Origin of the sequence: Variovorax sp. DXTD-1 (assembly GCF_003984625.1) — a bacterium.
Taxonomy (GTDB): Bacteria; Pseudomonadota; Gammaproteobacteria; order Burkholderiales; family Burkholderiaceae_C; genus Variovorax.
On the sequence record NZ_RWKH01000005.1, the window covers coordinates 153,462 to 170,303 of the forward strand.

The following is a 16,842-nucleotide window of genomic DNA, read 5'->3' on the forward strand; positions in this document are numbered from 1 at the left end:
GCCGCCTACGCTGGCTGCGCAAAGGAAGCCTCATCATGAACAACAAACTTTCCATACGCTGGATCGGCGTCGGCGCGATGGCCTTGGTCTTGCCGCTCGCTGCCGCAGCGCAGCAGGCCTTCACGCGCGGCACCGTCAACATGCGCGCCGGCCCCTCGGGCGACTACCCGCTGGTGGCGCGGCTCGGGCCGGGCCAGCCGCTCGACGTGATCGGCTGCACCGGCGGCTACAGCTGGTGCGACGTGGTGCTGCCCGACGGCGGACGCGGCTGGGTCTGGGCGAGGAGCCTCGACTACGCCTACCAGGAGCGGCGCGTGCCGCTGGCAACCTACGCCGCGGTAATCGGCGTTCCCGTCGTGACATTCGTGATCGGGAGCTACTGGGCCGACTACTACCGCGACCGCCCCTGGTACGGCGAACGGCGCTGGTGGGGCAGCCGGCCACCGCCGCCGCCGATGCCCGGCTGGCGTCCGCCGCCGCCCGTGCGGCCGGCCTGGCAGCCCAAGCCTTGGCCGGGCCCGGGGTTCAAGCCCGCGCCGGGGCCCGGCGTCCGCCCGCAACCCGCACCGGGCTACCGCCCACCGCAGCCGGGGCCGGGCTATCGTCCGCCGGCCGACCCGGGCTTCAAGCCGCCCCGGCCCCAGCCGGCCTTCCGGCCCGGGCCACCGCCCGGCCAGCCGCAAATGCATCAGGGAGGCGGACGGCCCGGCGGTGGTGGAGGCGGCGGTGGAGGTGGGCGCGGACGCCCGGACGGCGGCGATGAACGCGGCGGCAAGGGTGGCGGAGGTCACGGCGGCGGCGGCAAGGGCGGCGGACACGGCCACCGCGACTAGCTAGCCCGCGGACGCAATCCCCGCCGCGGCCTGCCGGTCACGCGCAATCAGCGCCACGAAGCGCTGAGCCCCAAGCCCCAACGGCCGCTCGCGCGACCACACCACGTCGACCCACAGGTCGAGCCCGTTGCTCAAGTTTTCGAACGGAATCTCGACCAGCGCACCCGCGGCCACGTGGGGCTTGGCAAAGTTGCGCGGCAGCCAGCCCCAGCCGAGCCCGGCGGTGATCAGGCTGAGAGCGGCCAGCGCGTTGTCGGTGCGCCAGACGTGGCGCGCGAACACGAAGCGTGGGTCGCTCGTCGCCAGGTCGCGCCCGGCCACCACGATCTGCCGGGTGTTGGTGAGGTGTTCTTCGCGCAGGCGCTCGCCGGCCGCCGCAAGCAGCACGGGATGGTGCGGCGCCATCACGGCCACCATGGTGTCGCTGCCCACTTCCTGAAAACCTTCGCGGCCATCGAGGCTCGGGCGCTCGAACACCAGCGCCAGCTGCGCGCGCCCGCTGTGCAGCAGCGCCAGCGCGTCGGCCTGCGGAGCAGCCAGCACCTCGACCTGCAGCAGCGGATATTCCTCGGCCAGCGCAGCCAGCGGCGCACTCCACGGCGCCGCCAGCAGCTCGGGCGCGATGGCCAGCGTGAGGCGGTTCTCGAGCCCCTGCGTGAGCGCCAGCGCCTGCACCTGCAGCTGCTTCAACTGGGCCGCCAATAGCCGCGCCTGCGGCTCCAGCGAGCGGGCCGCCGCGGTCGGCTGAGGCTCGCGGCCGCTGCGGTCGAAAAGCGGCAGCGCCAGTTCGGCCTCCAGGTTGGCAATGGCCATGCTGACGGCCGAAGGCACCTTGTGCAGCGCGCGTGCTGCCGCCGAAAAGGAGCCGTGGTCGATCACGGACAGGAAGACTTCGACGGTGTCGCTGGAAAAGGCCATTCAGCCGCTCCGATCTATCAATTAAATTGAAATAACTTAACTTTTTATATCAGAACAAAGCAAATAAAGTCCAGCCCTCACCTTCATTTGCCAGAGGAAATGTTCATGCAGGGGTTTCAGCGTCGCATCGTCTACATCACCCTTTACGAAGGGATCGCCATCGTGGCCGCCAGTGCCGGCCTGGCACTGATGACGGACGCCGGGCTGGGCCACTCCGGTGTGCTGGCGGTGGCCGCCTCGGTCATCGCGGTGATCTGGAACCTGGTCTTCAACGCCCTGTTCGAGCGCTGGGAGTCGCGCCAGGCAGTGCGCGGGCGCAGCGTGCGCCGGCGCGTTGCGCATGCCATCGGCTTCGAGGGCGGGCTGATCGCGTTTCTGGTGCCGCTGTTCGCCTGGGGCCTGGGCGTGACGCTCTGGCAGGCGCTGGTGATGGACCTGGGGCTGGTGGTGTTCTTCCTGGTCTACACCTTCGTCTTCAACTGGGCCTTCGACCGGGTGTTCGGCCTGCCGGCTTCGGCCGCGCCCATCGGGCAGGCCAGGGCGGCCGGGCAGGGGGCCTGAACATCCCCAAGGGCCGCGGCTCTTGCCGCAGCCGGTAAAATTGCGCTCCCTTCCAAGGAGCGTTGCAGCGGCGGCCCACATCAAGAGGCCCGCCGTCAGGCTTGGAAGGCGCTCTGTTCGCCAGGGCGCAAGCCGCAAACGACGCTCACCTGACGTTTTTTCCTGCACAGGTGAGCTCCATGTCCACGCCCTCCGTTCCCCCGATGAAGTTGTCCGGCCTCGAGCCGGTGGCCATCGATGCCGGGTCGCTGTTCGTCAACATCGGCGAGCGCACCAACGTCACCGGCTCCAAGGCCTTCGCGCGGATGATCCTGAACGGCCAGTTCGAAGAGGCCCTGGCCGTCGCGCGCCAGCAGGTCGAGAACGGCGCGCAGGTCATCGACATCAACATGGACGAGGCCATGCTCGACAGCAAGGCCGCGATGGTCCGCTTCCTGAACCTGATTGCCAGCGAGCCCGACATCGCGCGCGTGCCGGTGATGGTCGACAGCTCCAAGTGGGAAGTGATCGAGGCCGGCCTGCGCTGCATCCAGGGCAAGGGCATCGTCAACTCCATCTCCATGAAGGAGGGCGTCGACAAGTTCAAGCACGAGGCGAAGCTCGTGCGGCGCTACGGCGCCGCCGCGGTGGTGATGGCCTTCGACGAGAAGGGCCAGGCCGACACCTACGAGCGCAAGATCGAAATCTGCGAGCGCGCCTACCGCATCCTGGTGGACGAGGTGGGCTTTCCGCCCGAGGACATCATCTTCGATCCGAACATCTTCGCGATTGCCACCGGCATCGAGGAGCACGACAACTACGCGGTCGACTTCATCAACGCCGTGCGCTGGATCAAGGAGAACCTGCCGGGCGCCAAGGTGTCGGGCGGCGTGAGCAACGTGAGCTTCAGCTTCCGCGGCAACGACCCGGTGCGCGAAGCCATCCACACCGTGTTTCTGTACCACGCCATCAAGGCGGGCATGGACATGGGCATCGTCAACGCCGGCATGGTGGGCGTGTACGACGACCTGGAGCCGACCCTGCGCGAGCGCGTGGAAGACGTGGTGCTCAACCGGCGGCCACGGATCGCCGAAGGCGAGCCCGTCATGACTGCGGGAGAGCGCCTCGTCGAAGTGGCCGAAACCGCCAAGAGCGGCGCCAAGGACGACAGCAAGAAGCTCGAATGGCGCGGCACGCCCGAGCACCCGGTTCACGTCAACCAGCGCCTGTCGCACGCCATGGTGCACGGCATCACCGACTTCATCGTCGAGGACACCGAAGAGGCCTACCAGCAGATCCTTGCCAAGGGCGGGCGCCCGCTGCACGTGATCGAAGGGCCGCTGATGGACGGCATGAACATCGTGGGCGACCTGTTCGGCCAGGGCAAGATGTTCCTGCCGCAGGTGGTCAAGTCGGCGCGCGTGATGAAGTCGGCCGTGGCCCACCTCATTCCCTACATCGAGGAAGAAAAGCGCCAGGACGAGGCCGCGGGCCGCGACGTGCGCACCAAGGGCAAGATCATCATTGCCACGGTGAAGGGCGACGTGCACGACATCGGCAAGAACATCGTGACCGTGGTGCTCCAGTGCAACAACTTCGAAGTGGTGAACATGGGCGTGATGGTCCCGTGCCACGAAATTTTGGCCAAGGCCAAGGTCGAGGGCGCGGACATCGTCGGCCTCTCCGGCCTCATCACGCCCAGCCTGGAAGAAATGCAATACGTGGCCGGCGAAATGCAGAAGGACGACCACTTCCGCATCAAGAAGATTCCGCTGCTCATTGGCGGCGCCACCACCAGCCGCGTGCACACGGCCGTCAAGATCGCGCCGCACTACGAAGGCCCGGTGGTCTACGTGCCCGATGCCTCGCGCAGCGTGAGCGTGGCGCAGAGCCTCTTGAGCGACCAGGCCACCGCGTACATCGACGAGATCAACGCCGACTACGAGAAGGTGCGCACGCAGCACGCCAACAAGAAGCAGGTGCCGATGTGGCCGCTGGCCAAGGCGCGCGCCAACAAGACGCCCATCGACTGGACCCACTACACGCCGCCCGTGCCCAAGTTCATCGGCCGGCGCGTGTTCAAGAACTTCGACCTGTCCGAGCTCGCGAAGTACATCGACTGGGGCCCCTTCTTCCAGACCTGGGACCTGGCCGGCCCGTTCCCCGCCATCCTGAAAGACGAGATCGTGGGCACCGAGGCCGTGCGCGTGTACGCCGACGGCCAGCGCATGCTCAAGCGCCTGATCGAGGGCCGCTGGCTCAGCGCAAGCGGCGTGGTCGGCTTCTGGCCCGCCAACACGGTGAACGACGACGACATCGAGCTCTACACCGACGAGACGCGCAGCGAAGTTGCCATGACCTGGTACGGCATGCGCCAGCAGACCGAGAAGCAGGTGATCGACGGCGTCACGCGGCCGAGCCGCTGCCTGGCCGATTTCGTCGCGCCCAAGGAAAGCGGCCTGAAAGACTACGTGGGCGTGTTCGCGGTGACCGCGGGCCTCGGTGTCGAAAAGAAAGAAAAGTATTTCATCGACGACCTCGACGACTACTCCGCCATCATGCTGAAGGCGCTGGCCGACCGCCTGGCCGAAGCCTTTGCGGAGGCGCTGCACCACCGCGTGCGTACCGACCTCTGGGGCTACGCACCCGACGAGGGCCTGAGCAACGAAGACATGATCGCGGAGAAATACCGCGGCATCCGCCCCGCGCCGGGCTACCCGGCCTGCCCGGACCACAGCGTGAAGCGCCCGATGTTCGACCTTCTGAACTGCGCGGACATTGGCATGACCCTGACGGAAAGCCTCGCTATGATGCCCGCCGCCAGCGTCAGTGGTTTCTACCTGAGCCACCCCGACTCGACGTACTTCAACGTCGGCAAGATCGGGCACGACCAGCTGCAGGACCAGGCCGCACGGCGCAAGGAAAGCGAATCCGATCTCGAGCGCCTGCTGGCGCCGAACCTTTGAACCTGCCGGCCGGCATGGCCGACCGGCGCCGGGAGTTGTTATTCAGAAGTTGATATTTGCTGCCGCGCACTACGCGGCGCTGGCCGTCTTTGTCGTCGGCTGCTGGGGCTTCGGGCGCGCAGTGCTGGCGCGCCTTGCACCGCCGCCGCGCCGCGACGCCTGGCTTGAAGCCTCGATGGCGGCGGCCCTGGGCGTGGGCATCTTCATCTGCGGCTTCCAGGCACTGGCCATCTTCGGTGCCTTCAAGGTGGGCGCCACCGTTGCGCTGATTGCCGCCGGCGTGCTGGCAGCTGCGTTGCAGCTGCGGCCCTGGCTGCGCGAAGCGCGCACGCTTCGGGCCGGCACCGCGCCCGCCGCGCCGTGGACCCGCGCCGACAAGATCGCCGCGATGGCATTGGCGCTGGTGGCGCTGCCCGCACTGGTCGCGCCGCTCGGACCGCCCGCTGCCTTCGACGAGCTGATGTACCACCTGCCCTATGCGCGGCAGGTGGCGGAGCAGGGCGTATTGGGCATCCACGAGTGGCTGCGCTACCCCTGGTTTCCGTACAACTACAACCTGCTCTATGCCGCCGCGCTGCAGGTAGGCGACGACGTGCTGCCGCACTTCCTCAATGCGCTGGCGGGCGCGCTGTCGGTGGTGATGGTCTTCCGCCTTGGCATGCAGCATGCCAACCGTCTCACCGCCTGTATTGGCGCGGCCATCTGGCTCGGCATTGGCGACTATTCGAACGCGCTCATCGACATGGGTGTGGCGCTCTTCGTGCTGAGCGCGTGCGTGGCGCTGTGGTGGTGGCGCGAATCGCAGCCGGTGCAAAGCGGCATGCGGTGGCTTGCCGTGGCGGCGTTCTGCCTCGGCGTGGCCGCGGGCTCCAAGTACCAGGCGCTCACCTTCCTGCCGCTGGTGGCGCTGTTCGTCGTGTGGCATGAGCGCCGGCCCAAGGCCTGGGCGCTGGCGCTGCTTTGCTTTCTGATTCCATGCGTGTACTGGTATGCGCGCAACGCCATCATGACGGGCGATCCGTTCAACCCCATCGGCGCGCGCGTGTTCGGCTTTACCGACTGGATTCCGGCCGACTATGTGCAGCAGCTGGCCGACGTGCGCGACCATGCGGCAAGGCCCAACGTGCTGATCTGGTCAGTGGTGCTGCTGCCCTTCAGCGCCATGTGGAAGCGCTCCGCCGCGGTGCGTGCCGCGGGCTGGTTCTGCTTTTATTCAGTAGCAGTGTGGCTGGTGACCTCGCGTTATCCGCGCTACCTCACGGCGTCGTTCCCTCTGCTCGCGTTTACCGCGGCAATCGGCTGGCAGGTGCTGTTCGGCTGGATCGCCACCGGCTTGCGCCGCTTGTTCGGCCCCAAATTCGGGCAAATCGCGAACCCGGTCGCCAACCCCGTCGAGGGGGCTCCTTCGGGCCGCGCGGGCCTTGTCGGCGACTGGGTGGCCGTGCTGCTGCTGGCCGTGCTGGCCGCGGTGTCCGTGCGCCAGACCGCGGGCAAGGTCGCGATGATTTCGCCCACCCAGGAGCAGCGCGAGGCGTTCCTGCGCCAACACGTGCCGGGCTATGCGGTGATGGACTACCTGCGCCGCACCGCCACCGGCCGCGTCTACCAGATCAACCTGAACGAGGCGATCTACTACGGCCCCAATCCGATCTGGGGCGATACCCTCGGGCCGTGGCGCTACACCGACTTCGGCCGCCTGTCCGGCAAGGACCTGGCGGGCAAGCTCGACGGCCTGGGCTTCGTGGCCGTCGTTCTTCCGAATTCGGTGGTGCCGGTGTTCAGCGGCAGAACCGATTTCGACAAATATTTCACCCTGCAGTACGAGAAAGACGGCAGCCGGGTCTACCGTATTCTTCCTCCCGCACCATGACCGATCTCGACCAATCCGCAGCAGCCCGCGCGCCGATGCGCATCGCGGCGGTGATCCCCTGCTACAACGAGGCGCTGTCCATCGCGCAGGTGGTCGCGCAGTTCAAGGCGGCACTGCCCGAGGCCGAGATCCACGTCTTCGACAACAATTCGACCGACGACACCGCCGCCATCGCGCGTGCAAGCGGCGCATTCGTGACGCACGTGGCCGCGCCCGGCAAGGGCAACGTGGTGCGGCGCATGTTTGCCGATGTCGAGGCCGACGTGTACGTGACTGTCGACGGAGACGCCACCTACGACGTGGCCAGCGCGCGCCGGCTCGTGGATGCGCTGGTGGCGGGCAACCTCGACATGGTGGTGGGTTGCCGCGTGGACGACGGGCAGAACGCGCTCACCTACCGCGCCGGCCACCGCTTCGGCAACCGGCTGCTCACCGGCGCCGTGGCGCAGCTGTTCGGCGGCGGGCTGACCGACATGCTCTCGGGCTACCGCGTGTTCTCGCGCCGCTATGCCAAGTCGTTTCCGGCGCTCTCGCACGGCTTCGAGATCGAGACCGAGCTCACGGTGCATGCGCTGGAGCTGCGCATGCCCTATGCCGAGCTCGACACGGCCTACAGCACGCGGCCCGAAGGCTCGCACAGCAAGCTCTCGACCTACCGCGACGGCTGGCGCATCCTGAAGACGATCTGCAAGCTGTTCATCAGCGAACGGCCGCTGCAGTTCTTCTCGATCATCGCGGCGCTGCTCGCGGCGGGCGCCATCGCGCTGGCCTTTCCGCTACTGCTCACCTACATGCACACCGGCCTGGTGCCGCGGCTCCCCACGGCGGTGCTGGCCACCGGCGCCATGCTGGCCGCCATGCTGTCGATGGTCTGCGGCGTGGTGATGCACGCCATCCGGCTCGGCCGCCGCGAGGCCAAGCGCATGCGCTACCTTGCCACACCGGGCGTGCGCCACTGCGCCCCCAGATGAAGCTCGGCCGGGAGTTCCTGTCGTTCGCCGTGGTGGGCGCGATCGGATTCGTGGTCGACGTGAGCGTGCTGTACCTTGCGGCGCCGCTGCTGGGTTGGTACGGGGCGCGGGTGCTGTCGTTTCTTGCGGCAGCCACCGCTACCTGGGCGCTGAACCGCCGCTATACCTTCAGCGGGCGGAACGCCGGCGCCTCCGTGCTGCGCGAATACCTTGGCTACCTGGTGACGATGCTGGGCGGCGCGGTCGTCAACTATGGGGCGTATGTGCTGGTGCTGCACTGGTTCAGCGGCCCTTGGGCACCGGCTGCCGGTGTGGCGCTGGGCAGCTGCGCGGGGCTGGTGGTGAACTTCCTGTCCGCGCGCTATCTGGTGTTTCGCGCGAAGTAGAGGTGTTGCTCCCTCCCCCTTTGGGGGAGGGCAGGGGTGGGGGCTCGCGGCGCATCCATCGGGCGCTCTGCCTGCCCCCATCCCGACCTTCCCCCAGAGGGGGAAGGAGAAAGAGAAGCGCTGGCTCTCAGTGCGCGCCTGAGACGACGACCGGAATCTCGGTCGCCGGCGGCGTGTTGCGGCTGCGGCCGCAGCGCACGATGCCGTCGATCATCACCATGCCCACGCCCGGGATGTCGCCGAGCTGCACGCTCTCCAGCAGGCCCGGCGCGGGCGAATGCTGCGCGCGGTCCATGAAGACGAAGTCGGCATCGCGGCCCACTTCGATCAGCCCGCAGTTGAGCTTGCGGATCTTTGCCGTATTGCCGGTGGCAAAGCAGAACACCAGCTCGGCCGGGATGTTGGCAATGGACGAGAGCATCGCCACCATGCGCAAGATGCCCAGCGGCTGCACGCCCGAGCCGGCCGGCCCGTCGGTGCCAAGGATCACGCGGTGCGGGCACTTGAGCTCGAGCGCGGCCTTGGCCGCCGCAATGGCCACCTTCTCGTTGCCGTTGTGCACGATCTCGATGGCGCGCGAGCTCTTCTCGCACAGTTCGCACACATGCGCCTCGGGCAATGAAGTGTGGCCGCCGTTGATGTGGCCGATGATGTCGGCGTCGGCCTCCAGCACCACGTCCTTGTCGATCAGGCCTGAGCCTGGAATGGAAGGCCCGCCCGTGTGAATCGTGCTCTGGATGCCGTACTTGCGCGCCCAGGCCACCATCTCCTTGGCCTCGTAGCCCGCCTTTACCGAGCCCAGCCCCACTTCGCCGAGCAGGCCCACGCCGGCTTCGGCAAGCTCCTTGAAGTCGCTCTCGACCATGCCTTTCTCGATGACCGGCGCGCCCGCCAGCACCTTCACGCCGCCGGGGCGGAAGTTGTCGAACGCGCGCTGCGCCGTGATGGCCAGCGCCTTCAGGCCCACGATGTCTTTCGGGCGGCCGGGCAGGTGCACCTCGCCGGCCGAAATCATGGTGGTCACGCCGCCGTTCATGGTCGAGTCGATCCAGCCGATCTGGCCCTGGCGCGGCGTCCAGTCGCCGAACACCGGGTGCACGTGGCTGTCGATCAGGCCGGGCGCCACGCAGGTCTTCTTCGCGTCGATGACGGTCTTCGCACCTTCGAGATCGCAGTCCTTTTCCTTGCCCACCGCAACGATCAGGCCGTCGTTCACCACGATGGTGTCCGCGTCGAGGATGGGCTTGTCGATGTCGCCCGAGAGCAGCAGCCCGATGTTCTTTATGACGACTTTGCCCGACTTGCCGCCGGTTGCGATTTCTGCCATTTCGTGTGGTCCTGGTCGTGGGGTGGGGTGTTGTCTTGTTCCTGGATGTCATCCGCGCGCACAGTGCGCAGCACGGTCTCGATCACGAAGTCTTCCCAGTGCGTGATCGCCTCGGCTGACTCCAGCGGCTCGCCCAGAAACGCGGTGAGCGTGTGCCGGTTGGAGGTGTAGAAGTAACCCGTGGACGCAATCAGCAGGTAGATGTCGCGCGCAATCAGGTCTTTGCGGAACAGCCCCTGCGCGGCGCCGCTGGCCAGTATCTCGGCAATGATCGCGACCGCCCGCGACGAGTATTCGCGCGCCCTGAGCGACTTGGAAATGTGCCGGCCCTTGTGCAGGTTCTCGGTGTTCAGCAGCGTGACGAACTCGGGGTTCTTGCGGTAGTAGCCCAGCACGAATCGAATCACTTCGGTGAGCGCCTCCACCGGCCGCGAGGCGTCGAGCGCGATCGCGGCCTCGGCGTCGTCCATGCGCTGGTAGATGCCTTCGAGCACCGCAATGAAGAGGCCTTCCTTGCTGCCGAAGTAGTAGTAGATCATCCGGTCGTACGACTTGGCGGCCTTCGAGATCTTCTCGACGCTGCCGCCGTCGTAGCCGTACTTGGCGAACACCTTGGTCGCCGCCTTCAGGATGCTGTCGCGCGTGGCCTGCGCCGCCGCCTCGCGCACGCCGGTGCGGCGCTGGGGCTTGGTGCTGGCGGAGCGGCTGTCGGCCATCGTGCGCGTGGGGCTTGGCTTATTTTTCCGCGAACGCGCGTTCGACCACGAAGTCGCCTGGCGTGCTCGTGTTGCCTTCCTTGAAGCCGCGTGCCTCGAGGATGTGCTTCAGGTCGACCAGCAGGCCCGGGCTGCCGCACAGCATCACGCGGTCTTCCGCGGCATTGATCGGGGGCAGGCCGAGATCGTCGGTGAGCTTGTTGCTCGAGATCAGGTCGGTGATGCGGCCCTGGTTGCGGAACTCCTCGCGCGTGACTGTCGGGTAGTAGAGCAACTGCTTCTCGACCATTTCGCCGAGGAACTCATGCTTGGGCAGGTGGTCGGTCACGAGGTCGTGATAGGCCAGCTCGTCGACCTGGCGCACGCCGTGCACCAGGATGACCTGCTCGAACTTCTCGTAGGTGTCCGGGTCGCGGATGATGCTCATGAACGGTGCGAGGCCCGTGCCCGTGCCGAACAGGTACAGGCGCTTGCCCGGCAGCGTGTAGTCGATGAGCAGCGTGCCGGTGGGCTTGCGGCCCACGATGATGGTGTCGCCCACCTGGATGTGCTGCAGCTTCGAGGTGAGCGGGCCTTCTTCCACCTTGATGCTCAGGAACTCGAGATGCTCCTCGTAGTTCGGGCTCACGATGCTGTACGCGCGCAGCAGGGGCTTGTTGTTCACCTTCAGGCCGATCATCGTGAAATGGCCGTTCGAGAAACGCAGCGCCGGGTCGCGCGTGGTGGTGAAGGTGAACAGGCGGTCGGTCCAGTGGTGGACGCTCAGGACGCGTTCTTCGCTGAATGCACTCATACGGAACTCAAGAGTTGGTTGGTAACTGGGGAAGGTGGCTGAGCCGAAATGCACGCCTTTGGGGCGCTGGCCGTCGGCCGGCTGCGAACCCTCCATTGTCGTTGGTCGGAAAAACCCCGATGAACACCGCGAGAAAACACCATTGCAAGCATCGGGCCTGTTTGCTACATTGACCGCGAATGTAGTGAACGCAACATGAAAGTGTAGGGAATGCTACACAAACGGCAGACGGGGCACAAGCGGGCAGACGGCACGTTTGTTGCAAACCCCGCCACACCGGATGGCCCCATACACACTGCCCACGAGATCGCCCCGATGACCGAACACACCAAGACAGACGGAATGCCCGGCATGGACATGCCGGTGGTCGCAGAAGCCGGCGGCAGCGCCTTCGGCAAGGCGCCGCCGCGCAACGAGCGCATGAGCACCGCCAAGGTCGAGTGCAATGCCTGCCCCGTGCTGTGCCAGATTTCCGACGGCCGCACGGGTGCCTGCGACCGCTACGCCAACCGCGAAGGCGTGCTGGTGCGCGTCGACCCCGTGGTGCTGCTGCGCCGCGAGATTGCGGGCGAGGCGCCCAAGCTGGTGCCCTTCGACCGGCCGGCCGCCGAAAAGGCCGACGCGGCCGAGACAGCCGCTCCCGACTGGAACGGCGACCTGCTGCATGCCGACGAAGTCTTCGTCACCGGCGTGGGTTCTTCCACCACCTACCCCGACTACAAGCCCGCCCCCTTCATCGTGGCCTCGAAAGCCCAGGGCGTCGACATGGTCACGGTCGTCACCGAAGGCATCTTCAGCTACTGCAGCTTCAAGGTGAAGATCGACACCGACCGCTTCCTGGGATCCGAGCAGGCCAACGTGCGCTACCGTGGCGAGGTGGTCGGCCACGTCACCACGGCCGAATACGGCTCGCAGATGCTGTCCCTCGGCGGCGTGCACCACCTCACCGGCGGCAGCAAGAAGGAAGGCCGCATGACGGCCGAGCTGATGCAGCTGCTGGGCAACAAGAAGGCGGTGGAGTGCACCATCGACGGCGGCTCCACCCTCGTCATCCAGGCCGGCAAGGCGCCCATCGTCAATGGTGTGGAAGAGCAGCGCATGCGCGTGGGCTGCGGCTCGGCGGCGGTCGGCATCTTTGCGCGCCAGTTCGCGGGCGTGGCCGACGAGGTGGTGGTGGTCGACGATCACATCACCGGCGTGCTGACCGAGCACCAGGCGGGGCGCTGCCTCGACATGGCGCCTTCGGGCATCCAGATGCTGGGGCGCAAGTCCACGCCGGGGCGCTACTTCCAGGTGGCGAACCCGGGCAACGGCTGGGGCGGCACCGACATTGCCGATCCGCTCTCGATCATCGAAGGCTGGGAAGAGGGCGTTGCGCGCCCGGGCCTGCGCCTTTTGATGACATCGACCACCGGCGAGCACGCGCAGTGGTATGTGCTCGACGAGGCGCTGAAGCCGGTCGAGCAGGAAATGCCCGCCGAGGTGAAGCGCATTGTCGAGCGTATCGGCGAGAACTGCGAACCGTCTCTGTGCACGGTGCTGTTCCTCGGCGGTGCGGGCGGGTCCTTGCGCGCCGGCGTCACAGAAAACCCGGTGCTGCTCACGCGCGCCATCAAGCGTGCGCTCGTCAACGTGACCTGCGGCGGCGCGCCGGCCTATGTATGGCCCGGCGGCGGCATCACCGTGATGGCCGACGTCATGCGCATGCCTGACAACAGCTTCGGCACCGTGCCCACGCCGGCCATCGTGGCGCCCATCGAGTTCAGCATGCGGCGCGACGACTACGCAGCGCTCGGCGGCCACATGGAACACATCTTCTCGCTCGAGCAGGCACTCGCGCGCGGTGCCTGGCAGGAGGACGGTGCGCCGCTGGCGCGGCAGTGGCTCGTGATGGACGACGCCAATCCCTGGCCGCTCGGCCATGCTCCGATGCTGGGCTGAACCATGACCGCCCAACGCAGCGCGCTCGACAAGAACCGCTGGCATTTCAACCATGGCCCGATCGACATCGTGGCCGAGGCGCATGGCGACCCGTACGCCGTCGCGGCCGCGCACGACGCGGCCTGGGCTCGCTTCGCTCACGTGCTCGACGAGCTGGTGCGCGAGCTGCCGCTCTTGCGCCTGCCCGCAAGCGACAACATGCGCCCGCGCGGCGTGGTGGCCAAGCGCATGTGGAATGCGTGCGCCGCGTTCTCTCCGATGTTCGTCACGCCGATGGCGGCGGTGGCCGGTTCCGTGGCGCAGGAACTCATCGCGTTCTACGACCGCCCGGGCATCGAGCGGGCCTGGATCAACAACGGCGGCGACATCGCATTGCACCTCGCGCCCAGCCAGTCGGCGCGCGTGGGTGTGTATGCCGACCTGGCGCGCTTCGACTGGCGCAGTCATGTCGATGGCGAAAGCGGCATCCTCACCACCGACGGCCAGTTCGAGATCAAGGCCGAGCAGCCGGTGCGCGGCGTGGCCACCAGCGGCTGGCGTGGCCGCAGCTTCTCGCTGGGCATTGCCGACAGCGTGACGGTACTTGCCGCCACGGCGGCACAAGCCGATGCGGCCGCCACCGTGATTGCCAACGCCGTCGACGTGGACGATGCGGCCATCCAGCGGCGCCCCGCGAACGAATGCAAGGACGATAGCGACCTGGGCGACATCCGGGTCACGGTCGATGTGCCGCCGCTGGCGCCTTCGCAGGTAAAAAGCGCGCTCGATACGGGGGCGGTCTGCGCCAAGGTGCTGCAGAAAGGCGGGCTCGCCTGGGCCGTTCTGCTCGTTTGCCAGGGGCAGTGGCGACTTGTCGAACCCTTATGCTCGAAGGCGCTGCCGGCGGCGGCCTCCGTGGCAGTTGGTTCAGTATTTGCTTAACGAAAAGCAAGGTTCCTTTCATGATCGATATACGCCGCGTCTTCACCCATGTCGAGCACATCCACCACGAGTTCGGCCCTCGCGCCGACACCCCGTTGGTGCGCGGTGCCATCGGCGCGGTGCTGACCAATCCTTTTGCGGGCCGCTACGAGCCCGACATCCTGCCGATGATGGCGCTGCTCGACCCCGTGGGCGTCGACATGGCGCACCGGCTGCATGCCGCCATGGACGTGCCCCTGGAGCAGATCGCCACCTACGGCAAGGGCGCCATCGTCGGTGCCGCGGGCGAGCTGGAGCACGGTGCGCTCTGGCACGTGCCCGGCGGTTATGCCATGCGCGAATTGCTCGGCTGGAAGGGAAGCCGCGCCGCCTACACCGCGGGCAAGGCCGAAGAAAAAACCGGCCAGCCCGGCAACGCGCTTTCCATCGTGCCCTCGACCAAGAAGGTCGGCCCGCCCGGTGCGGCGCTCGACGTGCCGCTCACCAACATCAATGCCAGCTACGTGCGCGGCCAGTTCGACGCCATTGAAGTGCGCGTGCCCGGGGCGCCCGCGGCCGACGAGATCGTCTTCATCCTGGCCATGAGCACGGGCTACCGCGTGCATGCGCGCGTGGGCGGGCTGCTCGCCAAGGACATCAGCAAATGGGACGGCCTGCGCTGAGCCACCTCTCAAGAGACAAGAAGGAACACAAGACATGACTGCCAACATCCGCAAGCTCGTCATCCAGGTCGACGAAACCCGCAAGGAAATGGGCCGCGATATCACGCCGCCCACGCGCCGCGCGGTGGCCATCGCCGTGATCGAGAACCCCTATGCGGGCCGCTTCAGCGAGAACCTCGACGAACTGATTGCCATCGGCGAAGAGCTGGGCGCGTTGCTCGGCCAGAAGGCCGTGAAGGCGCTCGGCATCGAGCCCGGACAGGCGCAGAGCTACGGCAAGGCCGCCATCGTGGGCGAGAACGGCGAGCTCGAGCATGCGGCCGCCATCCTGCACCCCAAGCTCGGTGCGCCGCTGCGCGTGGCTGTTGAAAAGGGCGCGGCGCTGGTGCCTTCTGCCAAGAAGCGCGGCACGCTCGGGACCGCCATCGACGTGCCGCTCGGCCACAAGGACGCCGCCTTCGTGCGCAGCCATTTCGACGCGGTCGAGGCCCGCATGTCCGACGCACCGCGCGCCAACGAAATCGTGGTGGCGGTGGCCGTCACCGACAGCGGCCGTCCGCTGCCTCGCATCGGTGGCCTGCAGGTCGCCGACATCAAGGGTGAAGACGGCCTCAAATGACGCTCATCCCCAGGTTTGCGCCTTGCGCCCATTGCATTTATTCGGTTCCATTGACCATTTCAACGAGGAGTTCCCCATGACCATGCGTTTTGCCTTCAACGTGGTGTCGCTCGCTGCGCTCACCGTCGCACTGATTCCGGTCGCGCAGGCGCAAGGCGTCATCAAGATCGGCGAGATCAACAGCTACAAGGCGCAGCCCGCCTTCCTCGAGCCCTACAAGAAGGGCATGGAACTCGCCGTCGACGAAATCAATGCCGCGGGCGGCGTCAACGGCAAGAAGATCGAGCTGATCACGCGCGACGACAACGCCAACCCCGGCGACGCCGTGCGCGTGGCCGAAGAACTCGTCTCGCGCGAAAAGGTCGACATGCTGGCCGGCACCTTCCTGTCGAACACCGGCCTGGCCGTGACCGACTTTGCCAAGCAGAAGAAGTTCTTCTTCCTTGCCGGCGAACCGCTGACCGACAAAATCACCTGGCAGGGCGGCAACCAGTACACCTTCCGCCTGCGCCCCGGCACCTACATGCAGGCCGCCATGCTGGTGCCCGAGGCCGCCAAGCTCAAGAAGAAGCGCTGGGCCATCGTGTACCCCAACTACGAATACGGCCAGTCGGCCGTGGCAGCCTTCAAGCAGTTGCTCAAGGCCGCGCAGCCCGACGTGGAGTTCGTGGCCGAACAGGCCACGCCCCTCGGCAAGGTCGATGCCGGCAGCGTGGCGCAGGCGCTGGCCGATGCCAAGCCCGACGCGATCTTCAACGTGCTGTTCGGCGCCGACCTTTCCAAGTTCGTGCGCGAAGGCAACACGCGCGGCCTGTTCAAGGACCGCGAGGTGGTGAGTGTGCTGACGGGCGAGCCCGAGTACCTCGATCCGCTGAAGGACGAAGCGCCCAATGGCTGGATCGTGACCGGCTATCCCTGGTACGGCATCGCCACGCCGGAGCACAAGAAGTTCGAGCAGGCCTACCAGGCCAAGTTCAAGGACTATCCGCGCCTGGGCTCGGTGGTGGGCTACAGCATGATCAAGTCGGCCGCGGCGGGCATTGCCAAGGCCAAGAGCACCGACACCGAGAAGCTGGTGGCCGCCTTCAAGGGCCTGCAGGTGGATTCGCCGTTCGGCAAGATCACCTATCGCCCCGAAGACCACCAGTCGACCATGGGCGCCTTCGTGGGGCGCACCAAGAACGAAAACGGCAAGGGCGTGATGGTGAACTACACCTACCTCGACGGGGCCGATGCCAAGTACCAGCCATCGGCGGCTGAAATCAAGAAAACCCGCGCAGCGGACTGACAAAGCTCCACCCCCAGTCTTTGCGCACTTCGTGTCGCTTCGCCAACCCCCTCGCCGGGGGCAACACCAGCGGCCCGGCAAAGCCGGTTCC

Annotated in this window: 15 protein-coding genes and 1 riboswitch; of the genes, 11 read left to right on the plus strand and 4 right to left on the minus strand. The window is 66.8% G+C overall.

Going from position 1 to position 16,842, the window contains the following annotated elements; genetic code table 11:
- Nucleotides 1-35: 35 nt before the first annotated feature.
- Entirely contained in the window at nucleotides 36-833 is a 798-nt protein-coding gene (locus EJI00_RS06640) for an SH3 domain-containing protein (protein ID WP_126746681.1), read from the plus strand.
- Here EJI00_RS06640 and EJI00_RS06645 read toward each other — a convergent pair whose 3' ends face one another.
- The gene (locus EJI00_RS06645; protein ID WP_126746682.1) at nucleotides 834-1,751 is read right to left on the minus strand and encodes a LysR family transcriptional regulator; all 918 of its coding nucleotides are present in this window, start codon (nucleotides 1,749-1,751) and stop codon (nucleotides 834-836) included.
- Between the two features lie 105 nt (nucleotides 1,752-1,856).
- On the opposite strand from EJI00_RS06645, the gene EJI00_RS06650 reads away from it, so the two are divergent.
- The 5 genes from EJI00_RS06650 (at nucleotide 1,857) to EJI00_RS06670 (ending at nucleotide 8,484) form a co-directional block, all read left to right on the plus strand.
- The gene (locus tag EJI00_RS06650; protein ID WP_126746683.1) at nucleotides 1,857-2,312 is read left to right on the plus strand and encodes a PACE efflux transporter; all 456 of its coding nucleotides are present in this window, start codon (nucleotides 1,857-1,859) and stop codon (nucleotides 2,310-2,312) included.
- Nucleotides 2,313-2,360: 48 nt separating this feature from the next.
- A riboswitch (S-adenosyl-L-homocysteine riboswitch) is annotated at nucleotides 2,361-2,466 on the plus strand.
- Between the two features lie 25 nt (nucleotides 2,467-2,491).
- Complete coding sequence (gene metH / locus EJI00_RS06655; protein WP_260590476.1) at nucleotides 2,492-5,257, plus strand: methionine synthase; 2,766 nt, start codon at nucleotides 2,492-2,494, stop codon at nucleotides 5,255-5,257.
- A 52-nt stretch (nucleotides 5,258-5,309) separates the two neighbouring features.
- Nucleotides 5,310-7,127, plus strand: a complete 1,818-nt coding sequence (locus EJI00_RS06660) for an ArnT family glycosyltransferase (protein WP_126746746.1) — start codon at nucleotides 5,310-5,312, stop codon at nucleotides 7,125-7,127.
- Nucleotides 7,124-8,098, plus strand: coding sequence for a glycosyltransferase family 2 protein (locus EJI00_RS06665; protein WP_126746684.1), 975 nt, complete (start codon nucleotides 7,124-7,126; stop codon nucleotides 8,096-8,098). The genes EJI00_RS06660 and EJI00_RS06665 overlap by 4 nt, the downstream gene beginning before the upstream one ends.
- Nucleotides 8,095-8,484, plus strand: coding sequence for a GtrA family protein (locus EJI00_RS06670; protein WP_126746685.1), 390 nt, complete (start codon nucleotides 8,095-8,097; stop codon nucleotides 8,482-8,484). Before EJI00_RS06665 ends, EJI00_RS06670 begins: the two co-directional genes overlap by 4 nt.
- A gap of 127 nt (nucleotides 8,485-8,611) precedes the next feature.
- Here the strand turns inward: EJI00_RS06670 and EJI00_RS06675 are convergent, their stop codons facing one another.
- From EJI00_RS06675 to EJI00_RS06685, 3 genes are read right to left on the minus strand one after another with little or no spacing between them, the layout of a single operon-like run.
- The gene (locus tag EJI00_RS06675; protein ID WP_126746686.1) at nucleotides 8,612-9,811 is read right to left on the minus strand and encodes an amidohydrolase family protein; all 1,200 of its coding nucleotides are present in this window, start codon (nucleotides 9,809-9,811) and stop codon (nucleotides 8,612-8,614) included.
- Nucleotides 9,766-10,527 (minus strand): TetR family transcriptional regulator, encoded by a 762-nt coding sequence (locus EJI00_RS06680; protein WP_126746687.1) that lies wholly within the window; start codon nucleotides 10,525-10,527, stop codon nucleotides 9,766-9,768. The genes EJI00_RS06675 and EJI00_RS06680 overlap by 46 nt, the downstream gene beginning before the upstream one ends.
- A gap of 19 nt (nucleotides 10,528-10,546) precedes the next feature.
- Nucleotides 10,547-11,320 carry a ferredoxin--NADP reductase gene (locus EJI00_RS06685; RefSeq protein WP_126746688.1) on the minus strand — a complete coding sequence of 258 codons (774 nt, stop codon included), beginning with the start codon at nucleotides 11,318-11,320 and terminating at the stop codon, nucleotides 10,547-10,549.
- A gap of 315 nt (nucleotides 11,321-11,635) precedes the next feature.
- On the opposite strand from EJI00_RS06685, the gene EJI00_RS06690 reads away from it, so the two are divergent.
- The 5 genes from EJI00_RS06690 (at nucleotide 11,636) to EJI00_RS06710 (ending at nucleotide 16,751) form a co-directional block, all read left to right on the plus strand.
- Nucleotides 11,636-13,261 (plus strand): 6-hydroxynicotinate reductase, encoded by a 1,626-nt coding sequence (locus EJI00_RS06690; RefSeq protein ID WP_126746689.1) that lies wholly within the window; start codon nucleotides 11,636-11,638, stop codon nucleotides 13,259-13,261.
- A gap of 3 nt (nucleotides 13,262-13,264) precedes the next feature.
- Nucleotides 13,265-14,182: a UPF0280 family protein gene (locus EJI00_RS06695; protein WP_126746690.1), complete on the plus strand. Its 918-nt coding sequence runs from the start codon at nucleotides 13,265-13,267 to the stop codon at nucleotides 14,180-14,182.
- Nucleotides 14,183-14,202: 20 nt separating this feature from the next.
- Nucleotides 14,203-14,844, plus strand: a complete 642-nt coding sequence (locus EJI00_RS06700; protein WP_126746691.1) for an amino acid synthesis family protein — start codon at nucleotides 14,203-14,205, stop codon at nucleotides 14,842-14,844.
- 34 nt (nucleotides 14,845-14,878) lie between these two features.
- Nucleotides 14,879-15,463, plus strand: a complete 585-nt coding sequence (locus EJI00_RS06705; RefSeq protein ID WP_126746692.1) for an amino acid synthesis family protein — start codon at nucleotides 14,879-14,881, stop codon at nucleotides 15,461-15,463.
- 82 nt (nucleotides 15,464-15,545) lie between these two features.
- Nucleotides 15,546-16,751 carry an ABC transporter substrate-binding protein gene (locus tag EJI00_RS06710; protein WP_409514007.1) on the plus strand — a complete coding sequence of 402 codons (1,206 nt, stop codon included), beginning with the start codon at nucleotides 15,546-15,548 and terminating at the stop codon, nucleotides 16,749-16,751.
- The last annotated feature ends 91 nt before the right edge of the window (nucleotides 16,752-16,842 follow it).